Consider the following 25,695-nt stretch of genomic DNA (forward strand, 5'->3'; position numbering starts at 1 on the left):
CGGAGCGCGCGACCAACGGCACCCGATCGGAAGGGTTTCCTGCCGTGACGGCGGGGCCCGGATGCCAATGCCCGATGCTCCCTGTAACTTGGGCCCTCTTGGGCGACTCATCTAGGTCACTTCTTGCTCGAGCGCAAAGGCAGCCTCGCTGTCGAAAGTGTTGCTGAACAGACAGTCTGAACCGTCCTGGTGGCCGACTGACGGTCCCTCGGCTCGGTAATGGCATCTGATTCCCGACACTCGCCACCCGAATCAGCAAGTGTGTTCGACCGATTCTGGCGGCGAGTGTCGGCGGAAATACTTGCACGCCAACGGTTTACGAGGGTGGTTCTTCTGCTTGGAAAACCGGAGTCATGTCGCAGTATATGCGGCAGCTCGAGACCTTGTCGTTCTCGAAGGTGTATGCGGTTACCGCAGGTACATCGACGGAAGAGCCGTCGAGCCTGCCGTAGGTGACGACTGCTTCGAATATTGCCTGATTCGAGGCCTCCCACACACTCACAATCGTGTGCTTCATGGAACTGATCGAACCGAAGAACTCAGTGAGCGAGGACTCGATTTCCTGGGGTCCCGTCAGGATGCCAGAATTGCCGAATTTCATTGTGCCGGAAGCTGAGAAGTAGGAGGCAAAACCTCGTGCGTCACGTGAATCGGCGCGATCGTAGGTCGCGCGGAGCCTTTCCGGCCATGCGGTCGATGGGTTTGTCTCGATCGACGTCATCTCGTCCTCACTTCTCGTCGACAACGGCGGTGCACTCGATTTCGATCAGGAGTCCCTCGATCGCAAGACCGGTGATCCCCACGATTGTCTGGGCCGGCTCATGGTCAGAGCCGGTGACCGACCGAATTGCGTCCGTGATCGCCGCATACTCCGTCGGCTCGGTGGTGTAGATGGTGCGTCTGATGATCTGGTCCCAGCGAACACCAGCTTCTCCTGCCACGATTTCCAGGTTCCGCATCGCGGCAACGGTCTGACTCACCAAATCGGTGCCGACAACGTTGAACTGCGTGTCCAGCGCTACCTGACCCGCGAAGTGAACCACATGGCTTCCGTGGGAAATGATGGCGTGGCTGAAACCCGGTGCAGGGTGCACATTTTCGGGATTGATCGGTTGCAAATTCATTTCTGTATCCTCCTGATCGCATCGCCCGGGCGGGCGATGATGGGTGGTGATGCGGAATTTCGACCGTTCGTCGTCTCGTTCGTGCGCTTCGAATGGCTGCCAGCCCTGGCTGGCTCGTCTACGTGAGATTCAATCGCAGGGAGTCTGGATGCAGCATGGATACGCAACAATTTTGACGACACGACTGCAGTTGAACTTCACGAGCAGACAGGCTCGTTCTGGTCATTGCAGGTCTCGATCCAAGGCACCGAGTGTCTGCACCGGTACCGGTTTGACCGGGAGATGCGCAGTGAAATGGCCGGCCTCGCGCGGTGACGTGTGTCGTTCGTTGGCCACCAGAGCGCTGATCGTGCCTTCGCAGTAGCGTCCCTGACACGGGCCCATTCCACTGCGGCATTGGAGTTTCACGGCGCTGGCAGTCGAGATGAACGGGTTGTCGCTGAGCGTACGTTGCACAGTCTCGCAGGTGACGAGTTCGCAACGGCAGATCGTGGTTTCGGGGGTCGCGAGCTGTGCCAGGGCTTGGCGTTGGGGCTCGAACATCGATTGCACGACAGTGGAGAATCGAGTTGCGCCTTTCAGGGCGGAATTCGCCTGCGCAAGAACAGTTGTCGTGGGCGCGCGGGGTGCGGATAGCTCGCGTGCAATCGACAACCCGGCCAAGTGTCCTTCGGCGCGGGATTGTTCTGCCCCCGCGACACCGGTGGGCTCGCCGGCGACGAAGATTCCGGGTGCACTGGTGGACATCCGCTCGTCGTGAGCCACCACCCAGCCGCCTTTGGGTGAGTGCCACACCATCTCGCAGTCTGCTTGGCGAGCCAGTTCTGTCGAGGGGGAAAATCCATACCCCAATACCAGGGTCGACGCTGTGCGTCGGCGGCGCTCGGTCGAGGCGTTCCACTGCTTGTCCACCTTCGCCAATTCGACGGACTCGACGGCGCGATCACCGAACGCTCCGGTGACGATGGTTTTGGTACTGACGGTGACGCCGCGGGAGACGAGACGGACAAGTGCGCGGCTCGATTCGGCCAGTAGGGCTGTGTGTCCGGGAATAGCGCGCCGAGCCGCGATCAACTCACGTGGGGCCGGTATGCCGCGCGCGAAAGCCAGTTCGGACACTCGAGCTCCCTTCTTCACCAGCTGGTCGGCCACGATGATGAGCAGGGGGTGCGATCCTGCGAGTACGAGATCGTCGCCGGCGAGCACATGCTGACTCTTGAGCAGGCTCTGAACGGCACCGGCCGTCATGACTCCCGGTAGCGTCCAGCCGGGGAAGGCAACCGGCATATCGAAGGCGCCGGTAGCGATGAGGACACGCTTCACTGCCACGGCACCGTTGACTGTCGGGCCTGCGACTGCGAGTTTGAGCGACAACGTTCCTTCGTCACGGTCACGCAGGATCCCGTACGCCGTGCTCGATGCCAAGTGTGTTATGCCGAAATGGTTTTCGAACCGCTCGAGCAGGTCTGCGGCCCAGCCGTACCCGGCGGTGGGCGCAAGTGCCGAATCGGAGAACTCGACCGGAGGCTGACGAAAGATCTGTCCCCCTGCGCGAAGCTGTTCGTCCACCACGAGCACGCTCAGACCGGCGTCGGCAGCAGACAATGCTGCGCTCATGCCTGCAGGTCCGGCACCGACCACTGCCACATCGTAGGTCATCAGAATCCCTTCGTAGGCTCGATGTTCATGCCCTCGCGGACCTGAGTGATGCACGCGCGCACCAGGGGAATGCCATCGATGACGACGGCGCAGTCGAAACAGGTTCCCATGTTGCAGAACGGTTGTCGTGGGTCGCCTGTTCTCGTGGTCCCGAATTCCTGTACTCCGGCGACGAGCAAAGCCGCTGCGACAGTGTCGCCCTCGTTGCACGGCAGGGCTTTTCCGTCGAACGTGATGTGGACACTCTTACCCCGAACGATCGGTAGCCTACGGCTGGGAGACACAAGCTCTTCTTTCGTAGCGATTCGGATCGTATGGCGTGAGGTCGATTCCGGGCGTGCGACCGAGGGCCAGCTCTGCCAGAACCTGCGCGAAACTCGGACCGAGGGTGAATGCAGACCCACCTGTTGCAACGAACACGCCGGGAGCTCCTGGAACCGGACCGACCAGCGGTAGCTGGTCCGGCGTCACCGTCGTGGTTCCCACCCAGGTGCGCAGGGCCGGTAGCGACCCCACACGTGGAACGACTGTCGTTGCAGCGCGTGCGTTTCCGGCTACCGAGGCGCGAAGAAGCTCGGGCCGCACCGAGAAATCGGGAGATCCGTCTGCTCCGGTGATGAGCCGTGCCGGCCACCCTCCGCCGATGAGTACGTTGCCTTCTGCAGACTGTTTGAGGGAAAGCCGTGCACCGGCGTGTTGTACGAGGTGCGGGATGAACTTCTCGGTCTTTGCGGTCACCGTCATGGTCAGCGCCAAGGCGACGGTGGGCAGGTGCGCGCCGATCATGTCACCGATTTCGGTAGTCCAGACCCCGCTTGTGAGAATCACGGATTCGGTTGTAACAGTCTGCTTTCGTTGCCCGGCATCACCATCTCGGTCGTTCAGGGTGACCGACCATGCCGAGCCGCTGCGTCGTAGGTCGGTGACCGACGTACGCGTACGCACTGTCGCTCCGCACCGGATTGCGGCCCTGGCCATGGCGGGGCCTGCGGTACGAGTATCCGCCTTCCCTTCCAGCGGGCAGTAGGAGGCAGCCACGACGGAGTCCGATAGGTACGGGGCCATAGCGTGGACCTCCGGTCCGTCGAGCAGTTCGACGTCGAGGCCCCACGACCGTTCGATGTCGGCTTTGGTTTCGAGCAACGAAGCCTGGGCGGCGTCTTCGGCGAGCATCAGGCCGCCGTGCTGAACGACTCCGAGGGGCTCGCCCACTTCGCTGGCGAGCCTTGCCCACAGCCGCGCTGCCTCGAGGTGCAGTGGCATAGCCTCCGCAGCTCGTTTCGCGGCGTCGATTCCCTTCTCGATCATCCGATACTCGAGTTGAAAGTGCAGACTGCCGGCATTCTGGCCGGAGGCGTGCTGGTTGATTTGGTCGCGCTCGACGAGGAGAACGTCGGCCCCGTCGCGGGCGAGCGTCCATGCAACTGCACAACCGAGCAGCCCGCCGCCGATGACGACGGCGTCGAATCGATCCTTCATGTCAGCAGTGTCGTTTCTATACCCAGTTTTTCGAGTGTGGTGGCAACGATCGTCACTTCGTGGCCAGTGAGTTCGAGCAGGGGATCGCGAACGAATCCGGCAGGCACTCCCTGCAGCCGAAGCGCGGTCTTCATGATCGCTTGTTGGTTGCCGAACTGCACCCCGTAATCGGGTGTGAACCAACTGTCCATGATCACTCGGTCGCGGGCACCGAGTTCCAACGCGCGTTCTCTGTCGCCGGCGGTGATCGCGTGCCAGAAATCCGGCTGGTCCGAGCCCAAGACTCCGCCGGACCCCATGAGTCCGTCGCCGTGTCCGAGCAGAGCCAGGTCCGCACCGAGGGCATTGGTGGGCAAACCGAAGTACCGCACGGATCCTTCCAGGGCATACATGCTGGCGAGGAAGCTTGCGAAATTCCCTGTCGAGTTCTTGATCGCGACGACATTGTCGATATCGGCGAGCTCGAGGAGAACGTCGGTATCGAGATCGACAATGCATCCGCGCGGCCAGTTGTACACACAGATCGGAAGATCGATGGCGTCGGAGATATCGGAATAGAACTTCACGATCTCTCGACGGTTTGGTACGACATACGGCGGTGGGGTGACGAGAATGCCGTCCAGCCCAGCGGATTCGGCGGCATGGGCGTGCACGATCGCTTCCTGTTGAGTGAAGGCATTGCAGGCTCCGATGACCACCATGCTCTTACTTCGATGCTTACCTCCCGCCGCGAAGAGTTGTCGTCGCTCGTCCGTGCTCATCGAAAACCACTCACCGCTGGTACCGGCGAGAATCACCCCGTTCATTCGCTGCTCGGTGAGCCAGCCCATCTGAACGTCGAAGCCGGCCAGATCGAGCGCACCATCCTGGGTGAATGGTGTGGTGATCGCGGGAATGTACCCGGTCCATCCGACGGAATCTCTGTCCATCTCTACCTCCGAATTGAATTGCGATGCAGTGCTGCAGGATTGGGTGATGAGTCAGGAAACCTTGTCGGGTACGACGTAGGGGTGATCGGGTTCTTTCAGCACCGCACCGCCTTCGCCCTCGAAGCGCCGGTGCCAGCCGGTCCCCACTGCCACCAACATGACGACGGTCAATACCAACGGATACAGCATGGCGAGGAATATCTCGGTTGTCGACAGTGCCGGTGCCGTGTCGTATCCACTGGTGAGAAGCGCGCCGATGAACAAGTAAGCACTCATGACCGGCACGATGCAGGCAATGCCCATGGCAAAGCAATCCATGACCACGGCTCGGCGGTAGGGGTGCAATCCGACGCGGGATCCGATTTCGTCTGCCACCGGGCCGAACGTCAGCATCGCGGCCGAATTCACGCCGCCGAACAGTAGAGTCGTGACCGAAACACCAAGGCCGATAGCAATTTCTGCGCCACGCGGGGTATCCGACAGACGCCCACGGCTGATGGCCTCTACGAGACGTTCCAGGACCCCGGCAGCGGTGAGTACACCCATGATGCCGAACACGGCGAAGACCAGCGCAACTGTGCCGAGCATGTTGGTCACGCCGGCCGACAAGAATCCGGTCGGGACACCGTCGGTGACCCCGATGATGTCGGATGGAACGATGAGCCGCGCAGCGAGCCCGGTCACGATGCCGGTGACGAGCCCGACGGTGACGGCCTTGAAGATATTCCTCGTGCGCAGTGCCACCACGAGCATGATGGCAACCGGAATCAGCATCACCAGGGCTTTGGGGTCCTCGGTGGCCTTCAGGAGTTCGTGAGCACCGTCTGCGGTGTCGTGCTTGCGTGTCGATGCGAGTACCAGGAAGCCGACTGCGCTGATCGCTGCTGCGGTCAATGCGAAGCGGGCACGGCTGGACACGACTCCGCCGATGTCGGCCGAACCTTCCTTGCGACGAAAGCGCTGTGTGGATGCAGAGATGATCGTGGTGTCCGAGATCGGGGCGACGTTGTCCCCGAAGATGGCACCGGAGACGATTGCACCGGCGAGGATGGCAGGGTCGGCCCCCAACAGAACACCGGCCGGGTAGAAGATCGGAAATGCGGTGAACATCGTGCCGATCGATGATCCGGTCGACATGGAAATGATACCGACCGCGATGAATGCGAACAGTGTGAACGTTCCGCTACCGATGCCCAAAGTGTCGGCGATCCAGACGAATCCGCCCGAGACGTTGGTTGCCTTGATGAGAGAGGACATCATTCCGACGGTGAACAGGATCAACACGATCGACACCGACGTCGGGCTACCCACGCCTTTCATCACGGCATCCCAGTAGCTGCCGTACGGCTTGGCGAAGAGCGCACCGATCAGGAGCGAGACAAAGCCGCCCATTGCCAGAGCCGTCATGTCGAAAGCTTTGAACACGACGAAGAACAGAATGCAGAATGCGAGGAATGCGGCGATGGGAACGAACGCCATCGCCCAGCCTCCTCTGAACTTGAGGCGGTTTTCTTGTGTCATTTGGGGTTCCCTCTCATCACGGCGTAGGCCGAGTGACTATGGTGCGCACACGTGTTCACTGATTACGACACGATCGGAGAATGCCGCCGGGTGCTCGCCTCGTGCCCGCGTGTGCAGGCGGTTTCACGGTCGAGTAGGCGTCCATCGCTCTCACGTCTACCTAAGCTGTGCACAGCGTGCCGGTCAGGCGAGGGAGTGTTGTTAGTGTAGTCACACTGCAGGGGGGCCGCAAGATGTGCAGTGAAATTGCACACGGGTGGCTGTGCGGCGTTGGGATAGGGTTCAGACGTGATTGGAGACAAGCTTCGCGAACTCAGGTCCGCGCATGGTATGACGCTCCGAGGCTTGGCCACTGAAACAGGGCTGTCGCCAACGCTCCTGAGCCAGGTCGAACGCGGAGTCACGGAGCCGAGCCTCAAGACCTTACGAGCGCTCGCTCGAGTGTTCGGACAGTCCGTCGCCACGTTGTTCGAGGAGCCGTTACCGGTTTCGGTGCACTTGAGTCGCCCAGGGCAGCGATCGAAGATCAGTACGCCCGTGGGCCACATTCAGTACGAGCGACTTACCCCGGGAAATGGGCAACTCGAAGTATTGCGGGGCAGACTGAACCCGGGCGGGCGGTCCAGTGATGAACCGTGGTCCCATCCTGCTGTGGAATGCGCCTACGTCGTCGAAGGCGAACTTACGGTAACGGTCAACGACCAACGGCATTCCGTCGTTCGTGGTGAGGCGATCACCATCGATTCGAACCAGCCGCACCTGTACAGCAACTACTCGAACGACCCGGTGGAATTCGTACTCTCGGTGAGCCCGCCAACGCCGTAGGTCGATCGAAACCGTTCCGCTACATTCAATTTCGCTGGTAGATCCGACGGGCACGCCGTCGTCGGAGAAACCGTCGCACCGACGTCGATCAACCCTCCGGCGGCGTCGCCCGGTGCCGCATCTCGCCCGCATCGTCGAGCGTCCGCGCGGTCGCCCGTGGGCACCGTAGCCTTGCGCGGTTGCGGCGATGTCGAGCTCGGGCGATGTCCTCCGGCTCGATGTATCGACTACTTGACTCACAACACAGCCTAGCCTAACCTAAATTTAGGTATCGGCGAATGCCGATCCAATTGCGGAGGTTTGTCAGATGAGCGTGATGCCGAAAGTGCAACGCCCGAAGAGCCGGCGGATGACCGCGTTGACGGCGACCGACAACGTCGAGATCAGTCCGAGCTTCAGGAGGGTCACTGTGGGAGGCGACGGTGTGGCCGACCTGGACTACCTTGGGTTCGATCAAGTCGTTCGCTTCTTCTTTCCGCGGGATGGTCAGATGCAGCTGCAAATGCCGACAGTGTCGAACGATGCCTGGATGGCGCAGTTTCTCCTCCAGCCCAAGTCTCGGCGTCCATGGGTACGCAACTACACCATCCGACGTTTCAGGCCCGACGCCTCGGAGATCGACATCGACTTCGTACGTCACGGAGACGTCAGCCCGGCGTCTAGGTGGGCCGAGAACGCGCAGCCGGGCGATCCGGTAGGAATCTTCGACGAGGGCATCACCTATCTACCGCCATCTGACGCACAGTGGCATTTGCTGGCAGGTGAGGAAAGTGCTGTACCGGCCATTTTGTCTATCCTCGAGTGTGTTCCTGATGATCTGCATGCCGAGGTGTTCCTCGAAGTTCCTCTAGCGTCCGACATTCCCGAGACGGTGATTGCCCCGCGGTCCACGCGTATCAACTGGATCGTTCGTGACAACCCGAGCGAAGTACCCGGGACTCAGTTGCTGCGCGAAATCAAGGATTCGACCCTTCCCCCCGGGAGGTTTTACACCTGGGTTGCCGGTGAACATAAGTTGCCGACTGGACTGCGACGACATCTGGTCAACGATCGAGGAATCCCCAAGTCCGACATCACCTTCGGCGGATATTGGCGACACGGCAAGAGTAGCCCGGGCTGATTCGGCCGCGTACAGAACGGTCGGTGTGACGAGGTGTCCGAAAGATCGTTGTCTAGGGCAGGACTGTCAATTTGTGACGCTCAGCGAACAGGCACGCTTCGATGTCGGACACTTCGGGCCCTTGGTCTTGGACGATTCGACAGACCAGCGCAACCGGAGCGTGTCCGCTTGCTACTACCGCGCTGAGCGCGCGCCCATAGACGGTGTGCGCGTGTTTCTCGAGGTCTCGGCGACAGCGAACGGGTAGGACATGCCCGGGACGACGGAGGTCGTCCGCGGTGGTGCCAGAATCGGCAAGGGTTCGGAGTGTGTGCGCACGATCGATAGCCGATATTCCGGTACCCACACCGACTGCGTCGACTGCGACTGTAAAACAGAGACCACTGCGCTCACTATCGAAGATGGGTTGATCAGGAATGCGCAACCGGTCGAGGTCCTCGGAGTACATGGCCGCGTGGATGAGTCCGGACGAGTATCGCACCGCCGTGGCCACGTCCCTGGCGGTAACTGTCTCGGCAGCGCCGAACAGCACCGCGCCCTCGGAATCCAGCAAGACGCCTAGACCTGAAACGTAACTTTCGTCAGTTCGATGCATTTTGCCGCGTTTCAAAGTAGTAGCGCTCATGTCGAAGTTCCTGTCCGATGTCGGGATGCCTAGTTGCATCGACGGTTCGTGATCTTGCGGAAATCGGCGCTACGGGTTGCGGCTGACCGCACCACCTTGCGGGCTGAGAAAACCCGCTCCACGAGCGCAGGGAATCGTTGGATGGTGTGCTGGGGGCTAGGCAAGCGAGGCCGTCAGGTTGGACTGGCCAGGGCGCCGGTCACATCCGCGATGACGAGCGATAGGTCCGCAATTGACGACTTGAGTGCCCTCGAGTGACATGATTCTTGTTCCGATCACTGGTTCCGCCCACCCCGGCAAGTCTCGTTCGACGAAAGCCGGACTCGCGCGGCGGGTTATCATGTGAGTTTATAGCGTTTTCGGAACGGGCGTCTACCGATAAGAAAATAAAGTTCGGGGCCGAGTTGTGATGCCGACCAGGTGCGAATGGCACCACCCGACCGGGGCATCGGCAGCGAGTTGGGAAGACTGTCGGGGACGCAGTCACGCGTGACGCGGTTCTCGCACGGCGGTTCCGCAGCGTCATGCACCGGGTATGGACGCTGAGCGCAACTCGGCGTGCATCGGAGGAGGTACGAAGTCGACGATGCATCTCGCATCGTGAGCTCGCGAAAGTCAGGTACCGAGCAGGGTGAAATGCAACCCGGACTCTTGCTCGGTGGGGTATGGGCCAACCCGCAATGCCGCAGTATTTCGTACTAGCGACGGACGCGACAGCGGCACTATGGCGAGTGGTGTGGTGATTTTCGCTGGCATCCGCCGCCTACCCAGCGACGAACGAGTGGTCCGAATTGCGCTGTAGTTCGGGAATCAGAAGAGAAGATGACTTGCATGGGCGACGCGAAACATGCCGAAGGCAGGGTGTCACTCAGCAAGCGATCCTCGACCGTGGACCACGTTGAAGGCATGCTTGTGCGCGAGTGCGTTGAGCAACTCGTTGAGTTGGTCGAACAATGCTCCTGCCGCTTCGCCGTTCCAAGCAGGGGGGAGTAGCGAAAGTGGAATGCCCGGATCGCGGTACGGCAGTCGGCGCCATTGAGTAAGCATGGGTACGTAGATCTGAAACGCCTCACATGGCGTAATGCTGGGAGACTTTGCCGGATGCAACACCGGGCGGTAGGCCTCGAGGAAATCCGCGTACAAGGAAGTCAGTTCGTCGAGATCCCACCAAACGCGAATCTTTGCGTGTAGGTCACCGAAGGCGATGTAGTTTCCGCTGAACATGTCCACGTATTCGGACAAGCCGCGAAGATCCAAGGTGTGTCGCGCTTCGCGTGCCATCGTGCCCGGGGCGATCCACACTCCAGGGGCTGCGGTCCCGAAACCCAAGCGTGTGAGATTGGAGCGAAGAGCGTGCCGCTTGTCTCGCTCGGACTCGGGAACAGAAAAGGCCACGACAACCCAACCGTCTTCCTCGGCCGCACGCTTCCGATGAAAGATTCGAACGTCGCCCTCGGCCAGAACTTCGAGCGTTGCTTCTGAAAGGGAGTATCCGGCGGCACCGCCGTTCCGTTCGGCACGTAAGACCCCGCGCCGCTTCAGCCGCGAGATCGAGGAACGCACGGCCTGGCCGTCCATGCCGAGGTCTCCCATCAGTGAAACCACGGAGGCAACGGAGAGCCAGTTGCCTTCGGAGCGCGCACACAGGCCGAAAATGGTGAGAATCAACTGCGCGAGACGCGTGTCGCGGCCAGCGCCAACGCCCACCTGCACGTCCGCATCTTGCTTCATAGGATCACCATACGATACGGGTTTGCCTGATCCACGCTCTCCGAGCTTGGGGTTGGCATAAGGAGGTCTGCATTATGCGTGGTCAAGGCAACCTTTCTCTGAATGTATCGCCCAGTATACCGACGTTAACAACTCGACATACTGAGGTTGGAGCAGAACCGGTCCTCCAGCGGCCGCTCGATAGGTCTGCAGTGGGGATGTCTGCGTCGCTGGCTTGCGGCCGGAGAAAGGAAAGAGCCTGTCGCGGAGGCCTTCCCTACCGTGGTTCCGGACGATGCGTCGATGTGGGACACATTTCTGGCCTTAGGTGTCTGGAAACACCGGCAAACCCGAACCATGAGAAGCGCTTCGAGCAAAAATTCCGATGCTCGGTTCCAGGTCGAACGCTCATCGATAGCGACTGCGGCTTCTCGGCCCTCGTTCCACTGTGCGATCGAAGGGGCTCGAATCGGCGCTGGGCGTGTTCGACATTGCTCTGGGCGCAGCGTGGTTTTGTGACCGCCCGGCCTGGTCCCCTCGGTGCGGTGTCACCGTTCCGCCGCTGTACGTTGCCGACTGTCGCACTCGTTGAAAGCTATTGCGGCCGAATCGGATACAGGTGCGGCCTTGACTGATTCTCCGATAGAGAGGGTCGAAGTTGCTTCCGTCCAGGGTCGCAACATACCTCGGACTTCGAATCGAAGTATGTTGCGACGCCGGCTCATGGCAACCCCAATGTCTAAGCAGCCCTAGACAATAGGCCAGCTGGGCTTCTGTTCCCGACCGAGTCGACCGAGCGAGGATGCCGCGGCAGCGTCGACATCGGCCACCAATGCGGGCAGATCCACGGACAGCAGTTTGCCTTCGTCCATCACCACACGGCCGTCGATGAGCACGGTCTCGACGTCGGATCCGCTCGAGGCGTAGACGATGTCGTTGACCGGGTCCGCAAAACGATTCGGTGCGAATGTCAAACCGCTCGCATCGAACATGACCAGGTCTGCAGCTTTTCCCACCTCTATCGAGCCTATGGTGTCTTCCCATCGTGCCGCTTTCGCGCCGTTGATGGTCGCCATTTCGAATACCGTTGTCGCAGGCATGATGGAAGGATCGGTACGCACGTCCTTGTGCGTGGCAGCCGCAAGGTACATGACGCGTACAAGGTCGAGGAACCGGCTGATGGCAGCTCCGTCTGTGCCCAGCGTCGCCAGGCCACCAGCAGCGACGAACTCCGGAATCGCGCCCTTGGAAATGTTGCCATGCGCACCGAGCATCGACGAGGACGGGCAGTGTGCGACAGAGGATGCGGATGCGGCAAGCCTCTGCACGTCTGCCTCCGGAATCCAACCCAGATGTCCGAGCACAATGCCGTGATCCAGGATGCCGCTCCGCTCGTAACGTGCGAGATCCGGAGCGTGCTCGGGAATTTCACCCAGCGGTTTACGCCCTATGTAGTGTCCGACGATGCCCGTGTTGTTCGCTCGCGCGTGCTCCACGACACCAGCGAGCAACTCGTCGGTCACTGACAGGGGATGATCCAAGTCGTAGAAGACTTTGAGCCTGCCGTCCGCGGCGCCGTCGAATCGGGCAAACAGCTCATCGGCGTGAGCTAGATTCTCACTCGCGGACAGGACTTTCCGTTCGAACGGACCGGGGAGATCGCTCATCTGCGGGGCCAGGACCCCGCGGATGCCTATCGCCGCGGCTGCGGCCGCGGTCTGCTCGGTCTGCGGGCCACCGGCGTCGATGAAGGTTGTCGTACCGTGTCGGATCATCTCGGCGAAAGTCGCCATCGACGCGACGTACGCCTCGTCGGGTCGAAGATCGTCCTCGTGCGGCATAAGCGTTCGGGTAAGCCGCTCGATGGCCGGCAGCTCGTCGATCGTCCCGCGAATCAGGTACGCACCCGCCGGATGAGAATGACTGTCGACCAGGCCTGGAGTAAGAATGCCGTTCGGCCGGTCGATCAACCGAGCGGGTTTGTACTGGGCAAGCACGTCCGCTCGCTTGCCAACTGCGACAATCTTCGAGCCTGCGACGGCGACTGCGCCTCCGATGATGATCTGCCGACCAGGGTCCACCGTGATCACCGCACCAGCGGCGAGGACCAGGTCCACGGTTTCCTGCTGCCCCTGGGCTACTTGCTTCTGAGTGCTTGTCATCGTGTTATTCCTCAATGTTGCAACGTATGGATTGCTGAAAATGCGGTGCAGTGCGGTAGGCATACTCCGGAGGTACGTGATTGGATTCTGACCCACCTGGAGCGCGGGATGAGTTCTGCCGGAGTGGGCTACGTGGGTGGCGGGCGCGTGTGTTCCCCTCGGTAGCAGTGTCCGAATCCTCGAGAGCCAGCCGCTCGCAGGTGCTCACCCGGTCGATACTTATCAACATGCGCGACATAGCTCCGATCAAAAAGTATCGCGTGTATCGGCCGTCCGTCAAGAAGGCGTTGCTCGTCGGTCCGCTCGATCGTTGGGGCTTCAGATGCACAGGGGGCAGCACTGTTCTGCAGATTCGTGACGACGATGTGGAGGGCGTCCCGACTGGGTCCGTTCGCTGGTGTGGTAGGCGCTTGCGGCAACGCCCGTGACCTGCCTCGGGGTGCTCGATCTCCGCGCGACGCGGTCTGATCGGCCGGTGCGAATGGCGAAGCCGATTTGTTGACGAAATCGCAAACTGCTACTACTCTCGCGGTTGTGTGACGAGCGATACTAGCTCGACATACTCCAGGATTGGACAGTGCATCTCCGGCACCGATGGATAGCGCCCCAGGCGCCTTCTGGAGGACCATCGACCAGGCTGTTTTGGCCAGAGCGCTCACCTGTCCATCACTCAATCAGAGAGGACAGCGCCAAGTGGCGAAAACAATCGAGACCGGGATCTTTCTACCGGTTGGCAATCACGGCTGGATTCATTCTGCCAACTCGCCCGCTATCGAGGACGGCAGCTTCGGCCGAGTGCTCGATATTACGCGGCGTGCAGAGCTTCGAGGTTTCGATTTCGCCCTGAGCCCGGCGATCTGGCGCGGCCGAAAAGGCCCGACGAACCACTGGATGCACGCTCTGGAATCGATAACCACATCGGCTGCCTTACTCCAGGCCACCGACCGAATCAAGGTTTTCGCGACCACACACATGGTCGTCTACCCGCCTGCGACAATCGCAAAGATGGTGTCGACGCTCGACCAGATCGGTCCTGGCCGAGTGGGGCTCAACCTTGTGACCGGGGCCAGCTACCTCGATATGTCCCACGTTGGTCTCTGGAACGACGACCTCGACCACGACAAGAGATACGACCTCGGAGATGAATGGATTTCCTTGGTGAAGCAGTTCTGGACGGACGAGATCATCGATTTCAAGGGTGAATTCTTCGAAACGGACAACGGCCACATGGGCCCGAAACCCTCTAAGATGCCCGAACTCGTCAACGCAGGATCCTCCGACCGTGGATTCCGTTTTGCCGCTGAAAACTGCGATATTGCGTTCACTTTGGCCAACGACGAACCGAAGTACTTGAGCACCGTTCGTAGAACCAAAGAGGCTGCCCGTGAACTTGGCAGAACCGATCTCAAGACATACGGATCGATTACCCTCGTGCCCGCAGAGACAGACGCGCTGGCCGAGGCCCGCGTGAAGCACTTCAACGATGGCGTGGACAGTGAAGCAGTCCTCGATATCATCGCCGGGTATGCACAGAACAAGGATGCGGCGAAGACCGGAGCCAACTCCAAGTTCTTCACGGAGGGCGCGCCTCCGCAGGCGCTGATGGACGGCTACATGTCCGGGTCGTACGACACCCTCGCCGAGCGGTTGGCGACCATTGTGAATGACGGCGACCTCGACGGCATCATGCTGATCGTTCCCGACTACACGAAAGATCTGGACGCGGTCACGGATCACATTTTTCCGAAGCTTGCCGAGTACGGCGTGCTGACCCGCGTCACTCCCAACGAGTGACCGCAGCGTCGAACGGGGTGTGCCACTAGTGCATCGACGCGGTCGGTACAAGTTCTGATCTGTGCCGAACTTTGTTCGACGCCAACGGGTTCACGCGGAGCCAATGGATGCCTGTTGGCAAAGGTCCCGATCGTCAATTCGCGGGGCTCGCTACCGGAGCGGTGACTAATTCTGTCGTCGTTGAACCACAATTGGTTCGAAGATCGCGCGTGCGAGGGGATTTCGTTTTGCGCTCGCGGGGATGGCCACACCGAACGTCGTGGCCATCCCCGCCGTAACGGATGTGCCCCGGAGGTGCACTCGGTGTGACTTTTCGGTTGCATTGCCATCCGTCTCTTTCGCTTGCGTACCTGGCAGCGCATGCTTCCCACCGGAATTCCGTCATCAGCGACTCGTGTCAGCGAGAGCTGAAGGCAACCACGCAGGACGCAAGGGGAGGGCATCGCCCGTTCTGGCCCCGCACGTATGAAGACAGACAAAAAGCGTGTGCACGATTACTCGTGTGACACGCGATCCCACTGATAGTTAGGAGTTCACCGTGCTCGAAGATCACGATGGTGATGTGCGCAAGCTGAAGGAAGCATTCGGTGCCTTCGCAAGCGGTGTCACCACGATTTGCGCTGATCAGGACGGGGCCCCGATCGGTATCTCGGCTAGCTCCTTCGTTGCTGTGTCGATCGACCCGCCACTGGTGTCGGTCTGCGTCCAACGCACCTCGACCACTTGGCCCACTCTGGCGACGTCCCCGAGACTGGGAGTTTCCGTCCTCGGTGTCGGCCAATCGGCAGCGTGTCGGCAGATTGCCGCACGCGATGGTGACCGCTTCGCTGGTCTCGAGCTCAGCACGACCGATGACGGAGCTGTGTTCCTGGTCGGCGCTGCAGCATGGTTGGACTGTTCGGTGCATGAGATCGTTCCCGCCGGCGATCATGAACTGGTTCTCCTGGCTGTACACGCACTGCGCACGAACCTCGATATCGCACCACTTGTCTTCCACGGGAGTGGTTTCCACGCGCTTTCCGCAGTCGGGGAGTGATTCGAGTACCGCCTTCAGGCCGCTGAGCGGTGTAGGTCGAGTCGACCACCACATAGCCGTACCCGGAGAGTGGCACTAGGCGGTTCAGTGGTCTGGGCCCGGTACAGCCGTCGAACTTTGACTGTTCATAGAACCGGAAGCTGAAACTTCTATCGTAAGGACTGAGAATGAATGTGACAGTGGTGGTGGGCAACCCCAAGCACGGATCGCATACCCGTCGGGCAGCTGAGATGTTGGCTGAACAGCTGTCGGGCAGCACGGCCGACGAGACCATCGAATTGTCCGAGCTGGGGGCGAAACTCCTCGGATGGGGCGATTCCGATGTAGCCGAGACCGTGGATCGAACAGCCTCGTCGCAGCTGGTAATTTTCGCCAGCCCCACCTTCAAGGCAACCTACAGCGGTCTGATGAAACTGTTCCTCGAGCAGTTCGCCGGAGCCACGGGTCTCGCGCACGTAGTGGCGGTTCCGCTCATGCTCGGTGGAGGTCCGACGCACGCACTCGCGCCCGAGCTGACTTTGCGACCTGTACTTGCCGAGCTCGGTGCCACCTGCACCACAGGCCTTTATCTACTGGACTCGTCCTTCGACGACGGTGTCGCGATCGGTGAATACGCCGATCGCTGGCGACCCGTGGTGCAGGCTCTGACTCGAGGGAATTGACACGCGGACGGAATTGCTCGAGCGTATGTCGATCAGCGTTCGAGCAATTCGGTCATCGCGTTCTCAATGAAACCGAACAGTCATGGAAATCGTTGTGTGACGATCTGCTCACTGGTTGGGCAGTCGCCGCAGCGGTTCTCGGGACTTGGTAACCGAACGAAGACTGCGCTTCAGCGGAACAAGTCAGGGACACGCATTCCGCGCAGAATGTGCTCTTCCCAAATCTGCACGACTTCTTCCGATTCTCCGGTTCGAACGGCGGCCTGCAATGCTGTCTGTAAACACACGTGACGATCGACAGCGATCGGGCTGACCAGATCGTGGTTGAAATCCGCGGCTATCAGCGCTAGGCGTATCTGATCGGACAGTTCCGCATATCGAGCACTGAGACGCGGCATGCCGGCAAGATCGACGACCGCTGAATGGAATTCGCGGTCTGCTTCGGCGATCTCCGAAGGAGTCGCTTCGGCATCGCGGAACCTGTCGATCGCTTTATCCAAGGATTCTATATTTGTGCAGTTCTTGACGATTGAACGGACAGCAATAATCTCGTCAGCAACTCGAAGCGAAGCGAGTTCAGGAATGTCAGTGGCAGCCAACTCCGAAATCCGGTACGAGCGATTAGCGGCCTTTCTGACCAGTCCTGCCTGCTCGAGCATCCTGAGCGCTTCACGGACCGGGGACCGGCTGATGCCCATCTGTGAAGCGAGCACTGAATCTCTCAGCGGTGCTCCGGGTGCGAAGTCTCCTGCTACGATTCGCTTTCGAATCTGCCTCTGGGCCTCATCGACCAGCGACAGCACGTTGATGCTGTCGAAGTTTCGATTGTCGGCGGACATGACGCAACTATAAACCTTCCGGTTTTTGTGCCATCGGAGCAGTTGCAGTTTGGACCTGGTCCGACGAACGCTGTGGCCCGCACCTCTGCGGACCACAGCGTTTCGGCTAGCGGTTCACAACAAGTGGCGAGTTCACTGCGTACTTGGGGGACTGACCCTGCAACACTCTTCGCACATCATGCAGCGCCTTCGTCTTGGTCTCTGCGAGCGACTCTGCGCTGAAATGTGCGGAGTGTGGAGTCAGAATCACGCGTTCGAGCGACCTGAGTCGATTGGTGGCGTCCAGAGGACCGCTGTCGCCGACAAACGCATCCAGGCCTGCGCCCGCGATCCGTCCGGACTCGATCGCAGCCGCCAGGGCTATTTCGTCCACGAGGCCCCCACGCGAGACGTTCACAAGGATGGATCCGTGGGGCATTCGGGCTATTTCTGCTTCGCTTATGATATTCGCGGTCACCGATGTCAAGGGTACGTGCAAAGATAAAATGTCAGATGTTGCTATGAGCTCATCGAACGTCACCAAGTCAATGCCCTGCTCGAGTGCTGACTCCTCAGTGAGTGCGGGATCGAATGCCTTGACCTGAAACCCGATAGCTCGGGCCATTGTCGCCACCCGTCGTCCTATTCTGCCGACGCCGAGTAGGCCGAACACTTGGTTGTCGGGTCGGCGGGTTCCGAAGGCCAACGACAGGGGTGCCGATCCTCTCTCGTGCATTGCTCTGTCCAGCGTGGTTATCCGCCGCGACAGGTTGAGGGCAAGCGCAATTGTGTGAACAGCAACCTCACGGTAGTTGGCGTCTGGAACGTTACTGACCCACACTCCCGCTGCGCTCGCCGCTGCGATGTCGACCACGTCGAGTCCGATCCCGAACCGGGTGACGACTTGGAGTCGGGGCAGTGCATGCAGCACCTCCGAACTGATCGGCTCGGCAACTACGATCAAGGCGTCAGCATCGGTGGCACCCGCAATGAGTTCATGTTCGGTCGTCAAGTTGCGTGCCTCGAACTCGATGCCCGCCGAACCGAGTATGTCGGCCGCCTCGGCTTCCAAAGGAACGGCCAGGCTGGTCATGATGACTTTAGGCATGTTCACGCCACCGTCGCCGAAGTTGCAGACTTGACACGGTCCCACATGTCCCATTCAGCTGCAACGCCCGACGAAATCCACGGCAGATCCCCTCCGATCAGGAGAACTCGGCTTCCCCTCCTGGTGTAGAAGTCGACATCGCGTTCGCTGAAGCAGAAGGCACCAGTAGCTATCCCGCGATCGGTCGCAGCTTCGATTACCTTTTCGATCGCGTTGGTGTGCTCGGGCCCACCGGGCGCAACCCCCATCGAAAGTGCCAGATCGAAAGGCCCGATCACCACGGCGTCCAGGTCGGGCACACTGGCAATCTCGTCGATCGCGGCAACCGCCGCCGCATTTTCTATCTGCACAATGACCACATTGCTTGCGTTGGCTCGGGCTGTGTACTCGCTGCTTGCGAGTGAGTACCCGTACTGGCTACCTCGACCTGGTCCAGCCCCTCGTTTGCCCGATGGTGCGAAACGAGCTCGCTGGACAACGTCGGCGACCTCGTCTGCAGTCTCGAGTCGGGGGACGACAACTCCCGACGCCCCGAGATCCAAAACGCGACCAATGTAGTGGCCGGCCTCTGGAACGCGCACGATAGTCGGTTTGTTATGCACGTCGGCTGCTCGAACAAGCGACTCTATCTGTTCGATAGATATAGCTGAGTGCTCAGCATCCAGGCAGAGTACATCGAATCGGCTCATTGCGGCGATCTCGACAACCGAGGGGGCCGTCGATAAAATCGTGGTGCCGATCAGTGGACGATCGGCAATGTGTTGACGCAATTCATGTAATGTCACTTGAATTCTCCTCGTTGTTTCGATTTATTTGTTGCGATGAATCGGGGAAATTGGAACAAGGCCTCGATAAGCGGGAGTTTCCGCCGCGTCTTTGGCCGTTATTATTGGCCGCGCGATCATTGTTCCGGTAATCGTCATCAGTTGTGCGACGATCAGCATGCCTGCGACGAGCCAGGGCGAACCGTTCAGTGCGAGAACCAGTGCGCTAGCAACAAGCGGTGTCGGGCCGGCGATGAAGCCGCCTTGCAACTCTCGTGAAGACGTGAGACCGGACGCTCGATACTCCGGCTTGAAAAGAGTGGGTAGTACAACGGTCTGGGTCGTGGTTCCGGTCGCCCACCCTACTGCCCAGAGAATGACGCTTGCCATTATGATCAATGCTAGATTACCGGTGCCCAAGAGTAAGAAGTAAGGGAACGCAAATATTATTCCACCGATCGCCCCTGCCAATAGTATCGACTTGGAGCCGAATCGGTCGGAAAGCTTCCCCCACAGCAAAATAAATACCATTCCGGTGGAGATCATGGCAAGGTTGGTCAACAGGGCCTCGCTCGGCCGTAGACCGATCTGGGTCGTTAGGTAACTGATTCCGAAAGTTGTTGCTACAAATCCGGTTACGTTGAGACCGGACGGTATCAAGAATCCTCCTGCAAAGTTTCGTGGACTCGCACGAAATGCGTAAATCATCGCAACGAATGGGTTGCTACGCGCCTCGCTCGTATGCCCGACCCTACGAGACTCCTTGACCTTCTCGAACTCCGGCGTTTCTCCAATTCCGCTCCGCAGAACGATGCCCACGATTGTCAGTATCGATCCTAATAGAAACGGCAATCTCCATCCCCAGTCGAGGAAAGATTCTGGAGACAGAACTGCACTCAGAGTCGTAAAAAGAACAAGCGCGAGTAGGTTTCCTGCCATCGACCCGAACATCAAGAAAGACGAATGGAATCCCTTCTTTTTCGGTAGCGTGGACTCGCTTACGTAGATCATCGCTGTGGCCAATTCGGCACCAGCACCTGCACCTTGTATCAGTCGAAAGACAACCAGGAGGATCGGTGCCCAGAGTCCGATCACTGAGAATGGCGGTAGCAATCCTATGGCTGTGGTAGCGACACCCATAAGAAGAATTGAGATGACCATTACGGGGCGGCGACCCCACTTGTCAGCTGCAGCACCAAAAATGATACCCCCCAGAGGACGGGCGATAAATCCCACAGCGAATGTGCCGAAGGCGGCTAGCTGAGCCAGCGAACCTATATCCGGGGGGAAGAACAGGGGCGCAATAACCAGGCCCGCGACGAAAGCGTAGAGGCCGTATTCGTACCACTCGATGAAGGTGCCTGCCGTTGCGGCAGCGACCGCGCGGCGAGTTCGTTGCTGAGGATCATCCGTGACGTGCTGCAGCGATAGTTCGCTCATGAAGCTTCCTTCAGTTGAGGTGTGCTTGAAAACACCATAATGAATACTGTCGACAGTTTCAAGACCTGTGAGCGAGCAGATCGTCGAAGGCTCGACCGTCGTGGTCTGCGAAGCGCGCGCCGCACACCGCAGCGATTGCCTCGCGAAGCGGAGGCCGTGCCCTGGATGAGGCCACGCAACGAGGTCAGCTCAGGGAACCGATTGCGGGCCTTCTCGTTGAAACGAGTGACACCAGTCGATGCGGATCGGCATGGCTTGGACGCGAGTGCATCCAATTGAATTGGTATCTCTAGTACAGCGGCTCCGGGGTTCGAATCCCTGATGGCGCACACTGGAACGCCCGCTCACCAGAATGATTTGGTGGGCGGGCGTTTTTTGTTGGCTGGCCTGGCGGGCCCGTCAATTCATGTCGGACGTATCAACGGACGAATGTTTGGCTTCAGTCGGGCATTCCGGTGGTCCGTTGGACGGAGTGCTTGGCCGCAGAGCGGACGACTCCTCGGTGGAGCTAACGGAACATGGGGTCAACTTCCTCTATTCGAGGGACGCGCGGAAGTTGCAGACGCTCTGTCGATCGACACCAGCACATCAAGTCGGTCCGCAGGTCGCATGAGATGCTCCTATCATGCCCATGCCCCCGAGGCAGGACCAGCCACTTCGGAACGGTGCCGTTCATCGCAACAGGGATCGATTCAGCGTCGAAACCGCTACCGGACATTTGTCCGACCTGAACTACCTGATCCATTACTTCGACTCCGGACCGTGGAGTGCCCTCTCCCAGATGTACTCCGCATTCGTAGCGAGCATGTCGTTTCCCGACCACGACGGCCAGGGCTTGGACGCCTTCAACGATGTGCTCGGCGACATCGGCAGCTATCGGTACGGGGGGCGACCCAAGTGGTCGTGGAACAGTATTGGCGATTACCGACTTCGATTCTCTGATGAAGGTCGATAGAAGAACTTCGGTTGCCCTGCTGGATATCCTCGCCCGCCAGGCTCGGTTGGCGGCGTTGTACGGACACACAATGTTGTGTCTGATCGAGAGCGCAGACGAGAATCTCGGTCGGAGGATCGGACGTTCATGCGGCCCGCTGTCCGAGATTCCGCCGGAGCCGTTCGACGAGTCGACCATCGTCGACCTCGGCTCTCAGTTCTACGCAACGGATTCCGAATCCCTATCGTTGGCAGCTGCGGTGAATCTGCGGCGGTATCCGTGCTCGCCGAGGTGGGGCGCTACGAGACGCGGACCGACCTGACCTCGGAGCATGCAGGCCAATTCGACGAGATCCGCTCCAGTTCTGGGCGTCGGCGTCGCCTCGGGCAACATCTGTTCGACATCAGCATCGCCGTACGCGGGCGAGGTGACCGAAGTACGCTCGGAGAGGCCGTCTTCCACGCGGGACCGCCGCAAAGCTACCGTTCGAGCAGATGTACGAGACGACCTTCAGCGGCGACACGTTGGACGTCGCATTGAAGCATTACCCGTCGCTCGCGCTGCCCTGAGAAGTCCACATACGCTTCGCGACCCAGGCAGAATGAAGCGCCAGGTAACGTTGGTTAGGTGGCCACAGAACTCGAAGAGCCCTGGTGGGTCCGATACAACGACGACATCAAAGCTGTGATCGAATCCGGCTGGGGAGAGAGCGCGTCGTTACTCTCGCCTGAAATTTGCGTTTTGCTCGCAGAAGTGGACGCCGAATTCGTGGCCGACGGTGGGGACTATCGGGTGTGGCCGAACCCTCATGCCGATGGCAGGGATGCGGACGAGTCGGAATTCGGGCGCTGCCCCGATCCGAGCAAGTTCTTGCTCGTCGCGATCCGTGCTCAGGCATGGGTGTCGGTGCTACTCGAACGGGGTTGGGCCACCATTACTTCCGACGTGGAGTGGGCACTCCGCCCGCTCGAGTGCGGGGGAGCGGATCTGGTGCTTGCACCGATAGCGGACGGCGCCGTCCCATTGGTATTGACCACGCACTGACCGTCCACCGCAGAGCGCCCTGTCAACATCTCGATAGCCGCCGGCAACCCGGCGGTCAGCCTGGCCTCGATTCCGGACTGCGCATGCGATGGGTGCGACAGCGGATCCGCAGCGTTGATCGAGGAAGTCGACATGTGGATCCTCTCCGTCGTTGACGGATCAATCGCCGTGGCCGCTTCGTTCGAGCACTATTCGTGCGTCACGTCGTTCCACCGACAGAGCGGAGCCGTCCAAAACCTGGACAGATCCACGTCATTCACCGCTGAACCGTGGCCGCAGAACTGGAGTGCACGATCGCTGGTGTCAGAGCGACCTGATCAGAGTTGACGTCTGTCGGTGCGGGATACTCGACTGATGGTGCTCGTCCGATCGAGAAATCAAGCTGACCTGCCACGGTGCGTAGAGGTGCTGAGCGAGGTCCACGAATCCGACGACTAGCCGCATCGTTCGGCCACACGATCCGGCTGGCTGGTTGACGCCCGGGAACATGGCGGCCGCGTGGGTTGCCGAGCATGAGAATCGCCTCGTCGGACATGTCGTCATCGTCGACAAGCCGAGTGCCCTCTGGGTGTCCCGACTCTTCGTGCGGCGGGGACACCAGGGCTCGCTCGTCGGAGATGCGCTGTTGCGGCAGGCGCGAATTGGAGGTGCGTCGATGCTCGATGTCATCGAGCGCTCCGGCAAAGCGGTCGAATTGTACGAACGCACCGGTTGGACGCTGGTCGACAGGCGTCCTGCAGAGTGGACCATGTCTGACGGTCGCACACCGGTCGAGCGAATCTACCGCGCGGATCCGCACTCGAACGAGCTCACCTCGAAGTGCCCAACACGGCTGTGATTGTTTCCGATGCCCGACCAGAACGGCGCTGGGATGTCAGGGGGGGCTGATCGGACCGACGCACGGTTCCCGTCACTCCACCGTCGAATGTCCGACCCATGGTGCATGATCGCGGGCATTGGATGCGTCAGCCGAAAGGAAACCATCATGTCGACCGAACCCGAGGCCGGTGCCAGCGTCGCCGTCGTCGTCTCTCACACGACCTTGCCGGACCAACGAGACGCCGTCCGAGCCCTATGGGAAAAGCACATGGCACCGGCGGTGCTCCACAATCCCGGGCATCTCGCTTACTACTACTGTCTCGATTCCGACGATCCCGATCGCATCACTGCCTTTCAGCACTACCGCACCGCCGAGGATGCGGTCACATTTCTCCAGCATCCCGCTTATCGGGAGTACGAACGTGAAGTGGCACCACTGTTGGCCGGCGCGCCGCAGGTACGCACCCTCGTCCCGACATGGATCAAGCCGGGAGAGTAGCGGGAAAACTGCGACGGCAATCCGTGCACCTGGTGACCGCACTGCCGCGGCGAACAGCGAATGCGGATCAGTACTCGGGGCCGCATACTTGCTCGCAAGATGAGACTCCTTTCCGTCACCTTCGCGCTCTCCGTCCTTGTCGGGTCCCTCGTTCTGTGGGCCGCACCCGTCTCGGCGGCACCGGGCAGTGCCGATTTCTACGATGCTCCCGTCGAAGACCTCGAGGCCTTCGCGCCCGGGGCCATCGTGCGTCGAGAACCCGTGCCGCAGCTCGACGTTCTGGGATCGCACACCGAGCGCATCCTGTACCGCTCGGCCGACCCCCGTGACCGTGCGGTGGCGGTGTCGGGGCTTCTGATCACGCCCGCCCGTGCGTGGTCGAGACCCGGGCCCCGACCCGTGATCGCTTATGCGCCGGGCAGTTACGGGATTGCCGACCGCTGCTCGGGTTCGTCCGAGCTGGGACTGACAACCACGATGCCGGCGCTGCTGCCGTTGTTGGCGCAGGGATACCAGGTGGTCACAACGGACTACCAAGGGCTCGGAACCCCCGGCGAGTACGAGTTTCTGGGCCGGGTCGCCAGCGCCCGTGCCCTGCTCGACTCGGCCCGGGCCGCGGCACGTGAGACCGACGCGCCCGTCGTGCTCTACGGATACTCGGCGGGCGGCGTTGCCTCGGCCGCCGCCGCAGAGCTCGCCTCCACCTATGCGCCCGACCTGTCCGTGGTCGGTGCCTTCGTCGGTGCCGCACCGACCGATCCTGCGCTGCGTGTCGAAGGCCAGGATGGAACCGAGTGGGCCGCAACAATGCTGTACACGATCGACGGCCTGATCGGAGCGCATCCCGACCGCGCCGACGAGATACGTGCCCTTTTCAACGAACGCGGTCGGGCGGCTCTGGATGCGGCACGGGATTTCTGCAACACCGACGCGCTCGCGTACGGATCACTTCGGTCCGAGGACTTGACTGCAGGCGGCGCGACGCTGAGCGCACTGATGACGGGGCCGGTGTTGGGGCCACTGACGGCGGCGAACACCATCGGGTTCACCGCACCTGACCTGCCCGTGATGATCGTGCAGGGCATCAACGACCGCTCCGTCGGAATCGAGCAGAGCCGGCTCCTGGCACAGCGCTGGCGTGCCGCTGCTGCCACGGATATCACTGTGCGTGAGTTGGACTTCGGAACCGATCTGATCCCGGCATTCGACCATCCAGCCGCCAATGCCGTTGCCTACCCCGAGGTGATCGGGTGGATCGATCGACTCATCGCTCGGAAATAGCACGATGCCCAAACATGGACAGTGATGTAGATCACGCGCAACCGATGTGTGCTTGCTCGTGTTCGATTCGACTTACTCGGCGCAGCTACCAGGTACAGGGCGTACCGGAAAGCCTGCTGCTTCCGAGAAAAACCGTCAGAACATGATCACCACTGGAAACGAGGCCACACTATGAGCAGCCGCAGAAGTCTCTCCAGCCGACTCTTCGAGGGTCTCGGCCGCATCACATGGGGCTACGGGAAGCGAAAGCTGGACGAACGGCGCGCACGTAAGCGCGGAGGGCGATAAGCCGAACGGCGGGTGTTCGGTGGGTGTCCGATTTCGGCATCTTCGATCGGTACG

Annotated in this window: 24 protein-coding genes and 1 pseudogene; 10 read left to right on the forward strand and 15 right to left on the reverse strand. The window is 60.4% G+C overall.

From position 1 onward, the window contains the following. Nucleotides 1-316: 316 nt before the first annotated feature. The 7 genes from O4220_RS10400 to O4220_RS10430 all read right to left on the reverse strand — a co-directional run bounded on the left by O4220_RS10400 (nucleotide 317) and on the right by O4220_RS10430 (nucleotide 6,712). Complete coding sequence (locus tag O4220_RS10400; RefSeq protein WP_269603841.1) at nucleotides 317-721, reverse strand: nuclear transport factor 2 family protein; 405 nt, start codon at nucleotides 719-721, stop codon at nucleotides 317-319. A gap of 7 nt (nucleotides 722-728) precedes the next feature. Beyond that, a complete protein-coding gene (locus O4220_RS10405) occupies nucleotides 729-1,124 on the reverse strand; it encodes a RidA family protein (protein WP_269603843.1) in 396 nt (131 codons plus the stop codon). Between the two features lie 222 nt (nucleotides 1,125-1,346). Further along, nucleotides 1,347-2,783, reverse strand: coding sequence for an FAD-dependent oxidoreductase (locus tag O4220_RS10410; protein ID WP_269603845.1), 1,437 nt, complete (start codon nucleotides 2,781-2,783; stop codon nucleotides 1,347-1,349). Beyond that, complete coding sequence (locus O4220_RS10415) at nucleotides 2,783-3,067, reverse strand: (2Fe-2S)-binding protein (RefSeq protein ID WP_269603847.1); 285 nt, start codon at nucleotides 3,065-3,067, stop codon at nucleotides 2,783-2,785. Before O4220_RS10415 ends, O4220_RS10410 begins: the two co-directional genes overlap by 1 nt. After that, complete coding sequence (locus O4220_RS10420; protein ID WP_269603850.1) at nucleotides 3,051-4,262, reverse strand: NAD(P)/FAD-dependent oxidoreductase; 1,212 nt, start codon at nucleotides 4,260-4,262, stop codon at nucleotides 3,051-3,053. Before O4220_RS10420 ends, O4220_RS10415 begins: the two co-directional genes overlap by 17 nt. Further along, nucleotides 4,259-5,191 (reverse strand): dihydrodipicolinate synthase family protein, encoded by a 933-nt coding sequence (locus O4220_RS10425; RefSeq protein WP_269603852.1) that lies wholly within the window; start codon nucleotides 5,189-5,191, stop codon nucleotides 4,259-4,261. The genes O4220_RS10420 and O4220_RS10425 overlap by 4 nt, the downstream gene beginning before the upstream one ends. A gap of 51 nt (nucleotides 5,192-5,242) precedes the next feature. Next, nucleotides 5,243-6,712: a Na+/H+ antiporter NhaC family protein gene (locus tag O4220_RS10430; RefSeq protein ID WP_269603854.1), complete on the reverse strand. Its 1,470-nt coding sequence runs from the start codon at nucleotides 6,710-6,712 to the stop codon at nucleotides 5,243-5,245. A gap of 288 nt (nucleotides 6,713-7,000) precedes the next feature. On the opposite strand from O4220_RS10430, the gene O4220_RS27905 reads away from it, so the two are divergent. Beyond that, on the forward strand, nucleotides 7,001-7,537 hold the full coding sequence (locus tag O4220_RS27905) for a helix-turn-helix domain-containing protein (protein WP_420030370.1): 537 nt from the start codon (nucleotides 7,001-7,003) through the stop codon (nucleotides 7,535-7,537). Nucleotides 7,538-7,844: 307 nt separating this feature from the next. Beyond that, nucleotides 7,845-8,657, forward strand: coding sequence for a siderophore-interacting protein (locus O4220_RS10435; RefSeq protein ID WP_269603856.1), 813 nt, complete (start codon nucleotides 7,845-7,847; stop codon nucleotides 8,655-8,657). Between the two features lie 52 nt (nucleotides 8,658-8,709). On the opposite strand, the gene O4220_RS10440 is transcribed toward O4220_RS10435, so the two are convergent. The 3 genes from O4220_RS10440 to O4220_RS10450 form a co-directional block, all read right to left on the reverse strand. Further along, nucleotides 8,710-9,210 (reverse strand): 3,4-dihydroxy-2-butanone-4-phosphate synthase, encoded by a 501-nt coding sequence (locus O4220_RS10440; protein WP_269603858.1) that lies wholly within the window; start codon nucleotides 9,208-9,210, stop codon nucleotides 8,710-8,712. A gap of 936 nt (nucleotides 9,211-10,146) precedes the next feature. Further along, nucleotides 10,147-11,013: a PaaX family transcriptional regulator C-terminal domain-containing protein gene (locus O4220_RS10445; RefSeq protein WP_269603861.1), complete on the reverse strand. Its 867-nt coding sequence runs from the start codon at nucleotides 11,011-11,013 to the stop codon at nucleotides 10,147-10,149. A 728-nt stretch (nucleotides 11,014-11,741) separates the two neighbouring features. Then, nucleotides 11,742-13,154, reverse strand: a complete 1,413-nt coding sequence (locus O4220_RS10450; RefSeq protein ID WP_269603864.1) for an amidohydrolase family protein — start codon at nucleotides 13,152-13,154, stop codon at nucleotides 11,742-11,744. Between the two features lie 570 nt (nucleotides 13,155-13,724). On the opposite strand from O4220_RS10450, the gene O4220_RS10455 reads away from it, so the two are divergent. From O4220_RS10455 to O4220_RS10465, 3 genes are all read left to right on the forward strand, one after another. After that, nucleotides 13,725-14,948, forward strand: coding sequence for an LLM class flavin-dependent oxidoreductase (locus O4220_RS10455; RefSeq protein ID WP_269603867.1), 1,224 nt, complete (start codon nucleotides 13,725-13,727; stop codon nucleotides 14,946-14,948). 538 nt (nucleotides 14,949-15,486) lie between these two features. After that, entirely contained in the window at nucleotides 15,487-15,984 is a 498-nt protein-coding gene (locus tag O4220_RS10460; RefSeq protein ID WP_269603869.1) for a flavin reductase family protein, read from the forward strand. A gap of 167 nt (nucleotides 15,985-16,151) precedes the next feature. Further along, nucleotides 16,152-16,646 (forward strand): NADPH-dependent FMN reductase, encoded by a 495-nt coding sequence (locus O4220_RS10465; protein WP_269603871.1) that lies wholly within the window; start codon nucleotides 16,152-16,154, stop codon nucleotides 16,644-16,646. Nucleotides 16,647-16,816: 170 nt separating this feature from the next. Here O4220_RS10465 and O4220_RS10470 read toward each other — a convergent pair whose 3' ends face one another. From O4220_RS10470 to O4220_RS10485, 4 genes are all read right to left on the reverse strand, one after another. Further along, nucleotides 16,817-17,485, reverse strand: a complete 669-nt coding sequence (locus O4220_RS10470) for a GntR family transcriptional regulator (RefSeq protein WP_269603873.1) — start codon at nucleotides 17,483-17,485, stop codon at nucleotides 16,817-16,819. 106 nt (nucleotides 17,486-17,591) lie between these two features. Next, nucleotides 17,592-18,557: a C-terminal binding protein gene (locus O4220_RS10475; protein ID WP_269603875.1), complete on the reverse strand. Its 966-nt coding sequence runs from the start codon at nucleotides 18,555-18,557 to the stop codon at nucleotides 17,592-17,594. 17 nt (nucleotides 18,558-18,574) lie between these two features. Further along, a complete protein-coding gene (locus O4220_RS10480) occupies nucleotides 18,575-19,357 on the reverse strand; it encodes an HpcH/HpaI aldolase family protein (RefSeq protein WP_269603876.1) in 783 nt (260 codons plus the stop codon). Between the two features lie 24 nt (nucleotides 19,358-19,381). Further along, the gene (locus O4220_RS10485) at nucleotides 19,382-20,776 is read right to left on the reverse strand and encodes an MFS transporter (protein ID WP_269603879.1); all 1,395 of its coding nucleotides are present in this window, start codon (nucleotides 20,774-20,776) and stop codon (nucleotides 19,382-19,384) included. A gap of 625 nt (nucleotides 20,777-21,401) precedes the next feature. Between O4220_RS10485 and O4220_RS10490 the strand changes: the two genes are divergently transcribed. After that, nucleotides 21,402-21,731: a hypothetical protein gene (locus tag O4220_RS10490; protein WP_269603881.1), complete on the forward strand. Its 330-nt coding sequence runs from the start codon at nucleotides 21,402-21,404 to the stop codon at nucleotides 21,729-21,731. Between the two features lie 198 nt (nucleotides 21,732-21,929). Here O4220_RS10490 and O4220_RS10495 read toward each other — a convergent pair whose 3' ends face one another. Further along, a complete protein-coding gene (locus tag O4220_RS10495; RefSeq protein WP_269603883.1) occupies nucleotides 21,930-22,172 on the reverse strand; it encodes a hypothetical protein in 243 nt (80 codons plus the stop codon). Nucleotides 22,173-22,463: 291 nt separating this feature from the next. Here O4220_RS10495 and O4220_RS10500 point away from each other — a divergent pair. The 4 genes and pseudogenes from O4220_RS10500 to O4220_RS10515 all read left to right on the forward strand — a co-directional run bounded on the left by O4220_RS10500 (nucleotide 22,464) and on the right by O4220_RS10515 (nucleotide 25,353). Further along, a pseudogene (locus O4220_RS10500) lies at nucleotides 22,464-23,081 on the forward strand (DUF6226 family protein). A gap of 160 nt (nucleotides 23,082-23,241) precedes the next feature. Further along, a complete protein-coding gene (locus O4220_RS10505; RefSeq protein ID WP_269603885.1) occupies nucleotides 23,242-23,592 on the forward strand; it encodes a GNAT family N-acetyltransferase in 351 nt (116 codons plus the stop codon). Between the two features lie 147 nt (nucleotides 23,593-23,739). Further along, nucleotides 23,740-24,072 carry a putative quinol monooxygenase gene (locus tag O4220_RS10510; protein ID WP_269603887.1) on the forward strand — a complete coding sequence of 111 codons (333 nt, stop codon included), beginning with the start codon at nucleotides 23,740-23,742 and terminating at the stop codon, nucleotides 24,070-24,072. A 99-nt stretch (nucleotides 24,073-24,171) separates the two neighbouring features. Then, the gene (locus tag O4220_RS10515; protein ID WP_269603889.1) at nucleotides 24,172-25,353 is read left to right on the forward strand and encodes an alpha/beta fold hydrolase; all 1,182 of its coding nucleotides are present in this window, start codon (nucleotides 24,172-24,174) and stop codon (nucleotides 25,351-25,353) included. Nucleotides 25,354-25,695 lie beyond the last annotated feature (342 nt).

Origin of the sequence: Rhodococcus ruber, assembly GCF_027270735.1 — a bacterium.
Lineage (GTDB): Bacteria > Actinomycetota > Actinomycetes > Mycobacteriales > Mycobacteriaceae > Rhodococcoides > Rhodococcoides rubrum_A.

What these genes read in the sequence shown, in the direction of transcription:
- O4220_RS10400 (WP_269603841.1), bottom strand. Translation starts at nt 721, where the DNA reads ATGACGTCGATCGAGACAAACCCATCGACCGCATGGCCGGAAAGGCTC.
- O4220_RS10405 (WP_269603843.1), bottom strand. Translation starts at nt 1,124, where the DNA reads ATGAATTTGCAACCGATCAATCCCGAAAATGTGCACCCTGCACCGGGT.
- O4220_RS10410 (WP_269603845.1), bottom strand. Translation starts at nt 2,783, where the DNA reads ATGACCTACGATGTGGCAGTGGTCGGTGCCGGACCTGCAGGCATGAGC.
- O4220_RS10420 (WP_269603850.1), bottom strand. Translation starts at nt 4,262, where the DNA reads ATGAAGGATCGATTCGACGCCGTCGTCATCGGCGGCGGGCTGCTCGGT.
- O4220_RS10425 (WP_269603852.1), bottom strand. Translation starts at nt 5,191, where the DNA reads ATGGACAGAGATTCCGTCGGATGGACCGGGTACATTCCCGCGATCACC.
- O4220_RS10430 (WP_269603854.1), bottom strand. Translation starts at nt 6,712, where the DNA reads ATGACACAAGAAAACCGCCTCAAGTTCAGAGGAGGCTGGGCGATGGCG.
- O4220_RS10435 (WP_269603856.1), top strand. Translation starts at nt 7,845, where the DNA reads ATGAGCGTGATGCCGAAAGTGCAACGCCCGAAGAGCCGGCGGATGACC.
- O4220_RS10445 (WP_269603861.1), bottom strand. Translation starts at nt 11,013, where the DNA reads ATGAAGCAAGATGCGGACGTGCAGGTGGGCGTTGGCGCTGGCCGCGAC.
- O4220_RS10450 (WP_269603864.1), bottom strand. Translation starts at nt 13,154, where the DNA reads ATGACAAGCACTCAGAAGCAAGTAGCCCAGGGGCAGCAGGAAACCGTG.
- O4220_RS10465 (WP_269603871.1), top strand. Translation starts at nt 16,152, where the DNA reads ATGAATGTGACAGTGGTGGTGGGCAACCCCAAGCACGGATCGCATACC.
- O4220_RS10470 (WP_269603873.1), bottom strand. Translation starts at nt 17,485, where the DNA reads ATGTCCGCCGACAATCGAAACTTCGACAGCATCAACGTGCTGTCGCTG.
- O4220_RS10475 (WP_269603875.1), bottom strand. Translation starts at nt 18,557, where the DNA reads ATGACCAGCCTGGCCGTTCCTTTGGAAGCCGAGGCGGCCGACATACTC.
- O4220_RS10485 (WP_269603879.1), bottom strand. Translation starts at nt 20,776, where the DNA reads ATGAGCGAACTATCGCTGCAGCACGTCACGGATGATCCTCAGCAACGA.
- O4220_RS10490 (WP_269603881.1), top strand. Translation starts at nt 21,402, where the DNA reads ATGCCCATGCCCCCGAGGCAGGACCAGCCACTTCGGAACGGTGCCGTT.
- O4220_RS10505 (WP_269603885.1), top strand. Translation starts at nt 23,242, where the DNA reads ATGGCGGCCGCGTGGGTTGCCGAGCATGAGAATCGCCTCGTCGGACAT.
- O4220_RS10510 (WP_269603887.1), top strand. Translation starts at nt 23,740, where the DNA reads ATGTCGACCGAACCCGAGGCCGGTGCCAGCGTCGCCGTCGTCGTCTCT.
- O4220_RS10515 (WP_269603889.1), top strand. Translation starts at nt 24,172, where the DNA reads ATGAGACTCCTTTCCGTCACCTTCGCGCTCTCCGTCCTTGTCGGGTCC.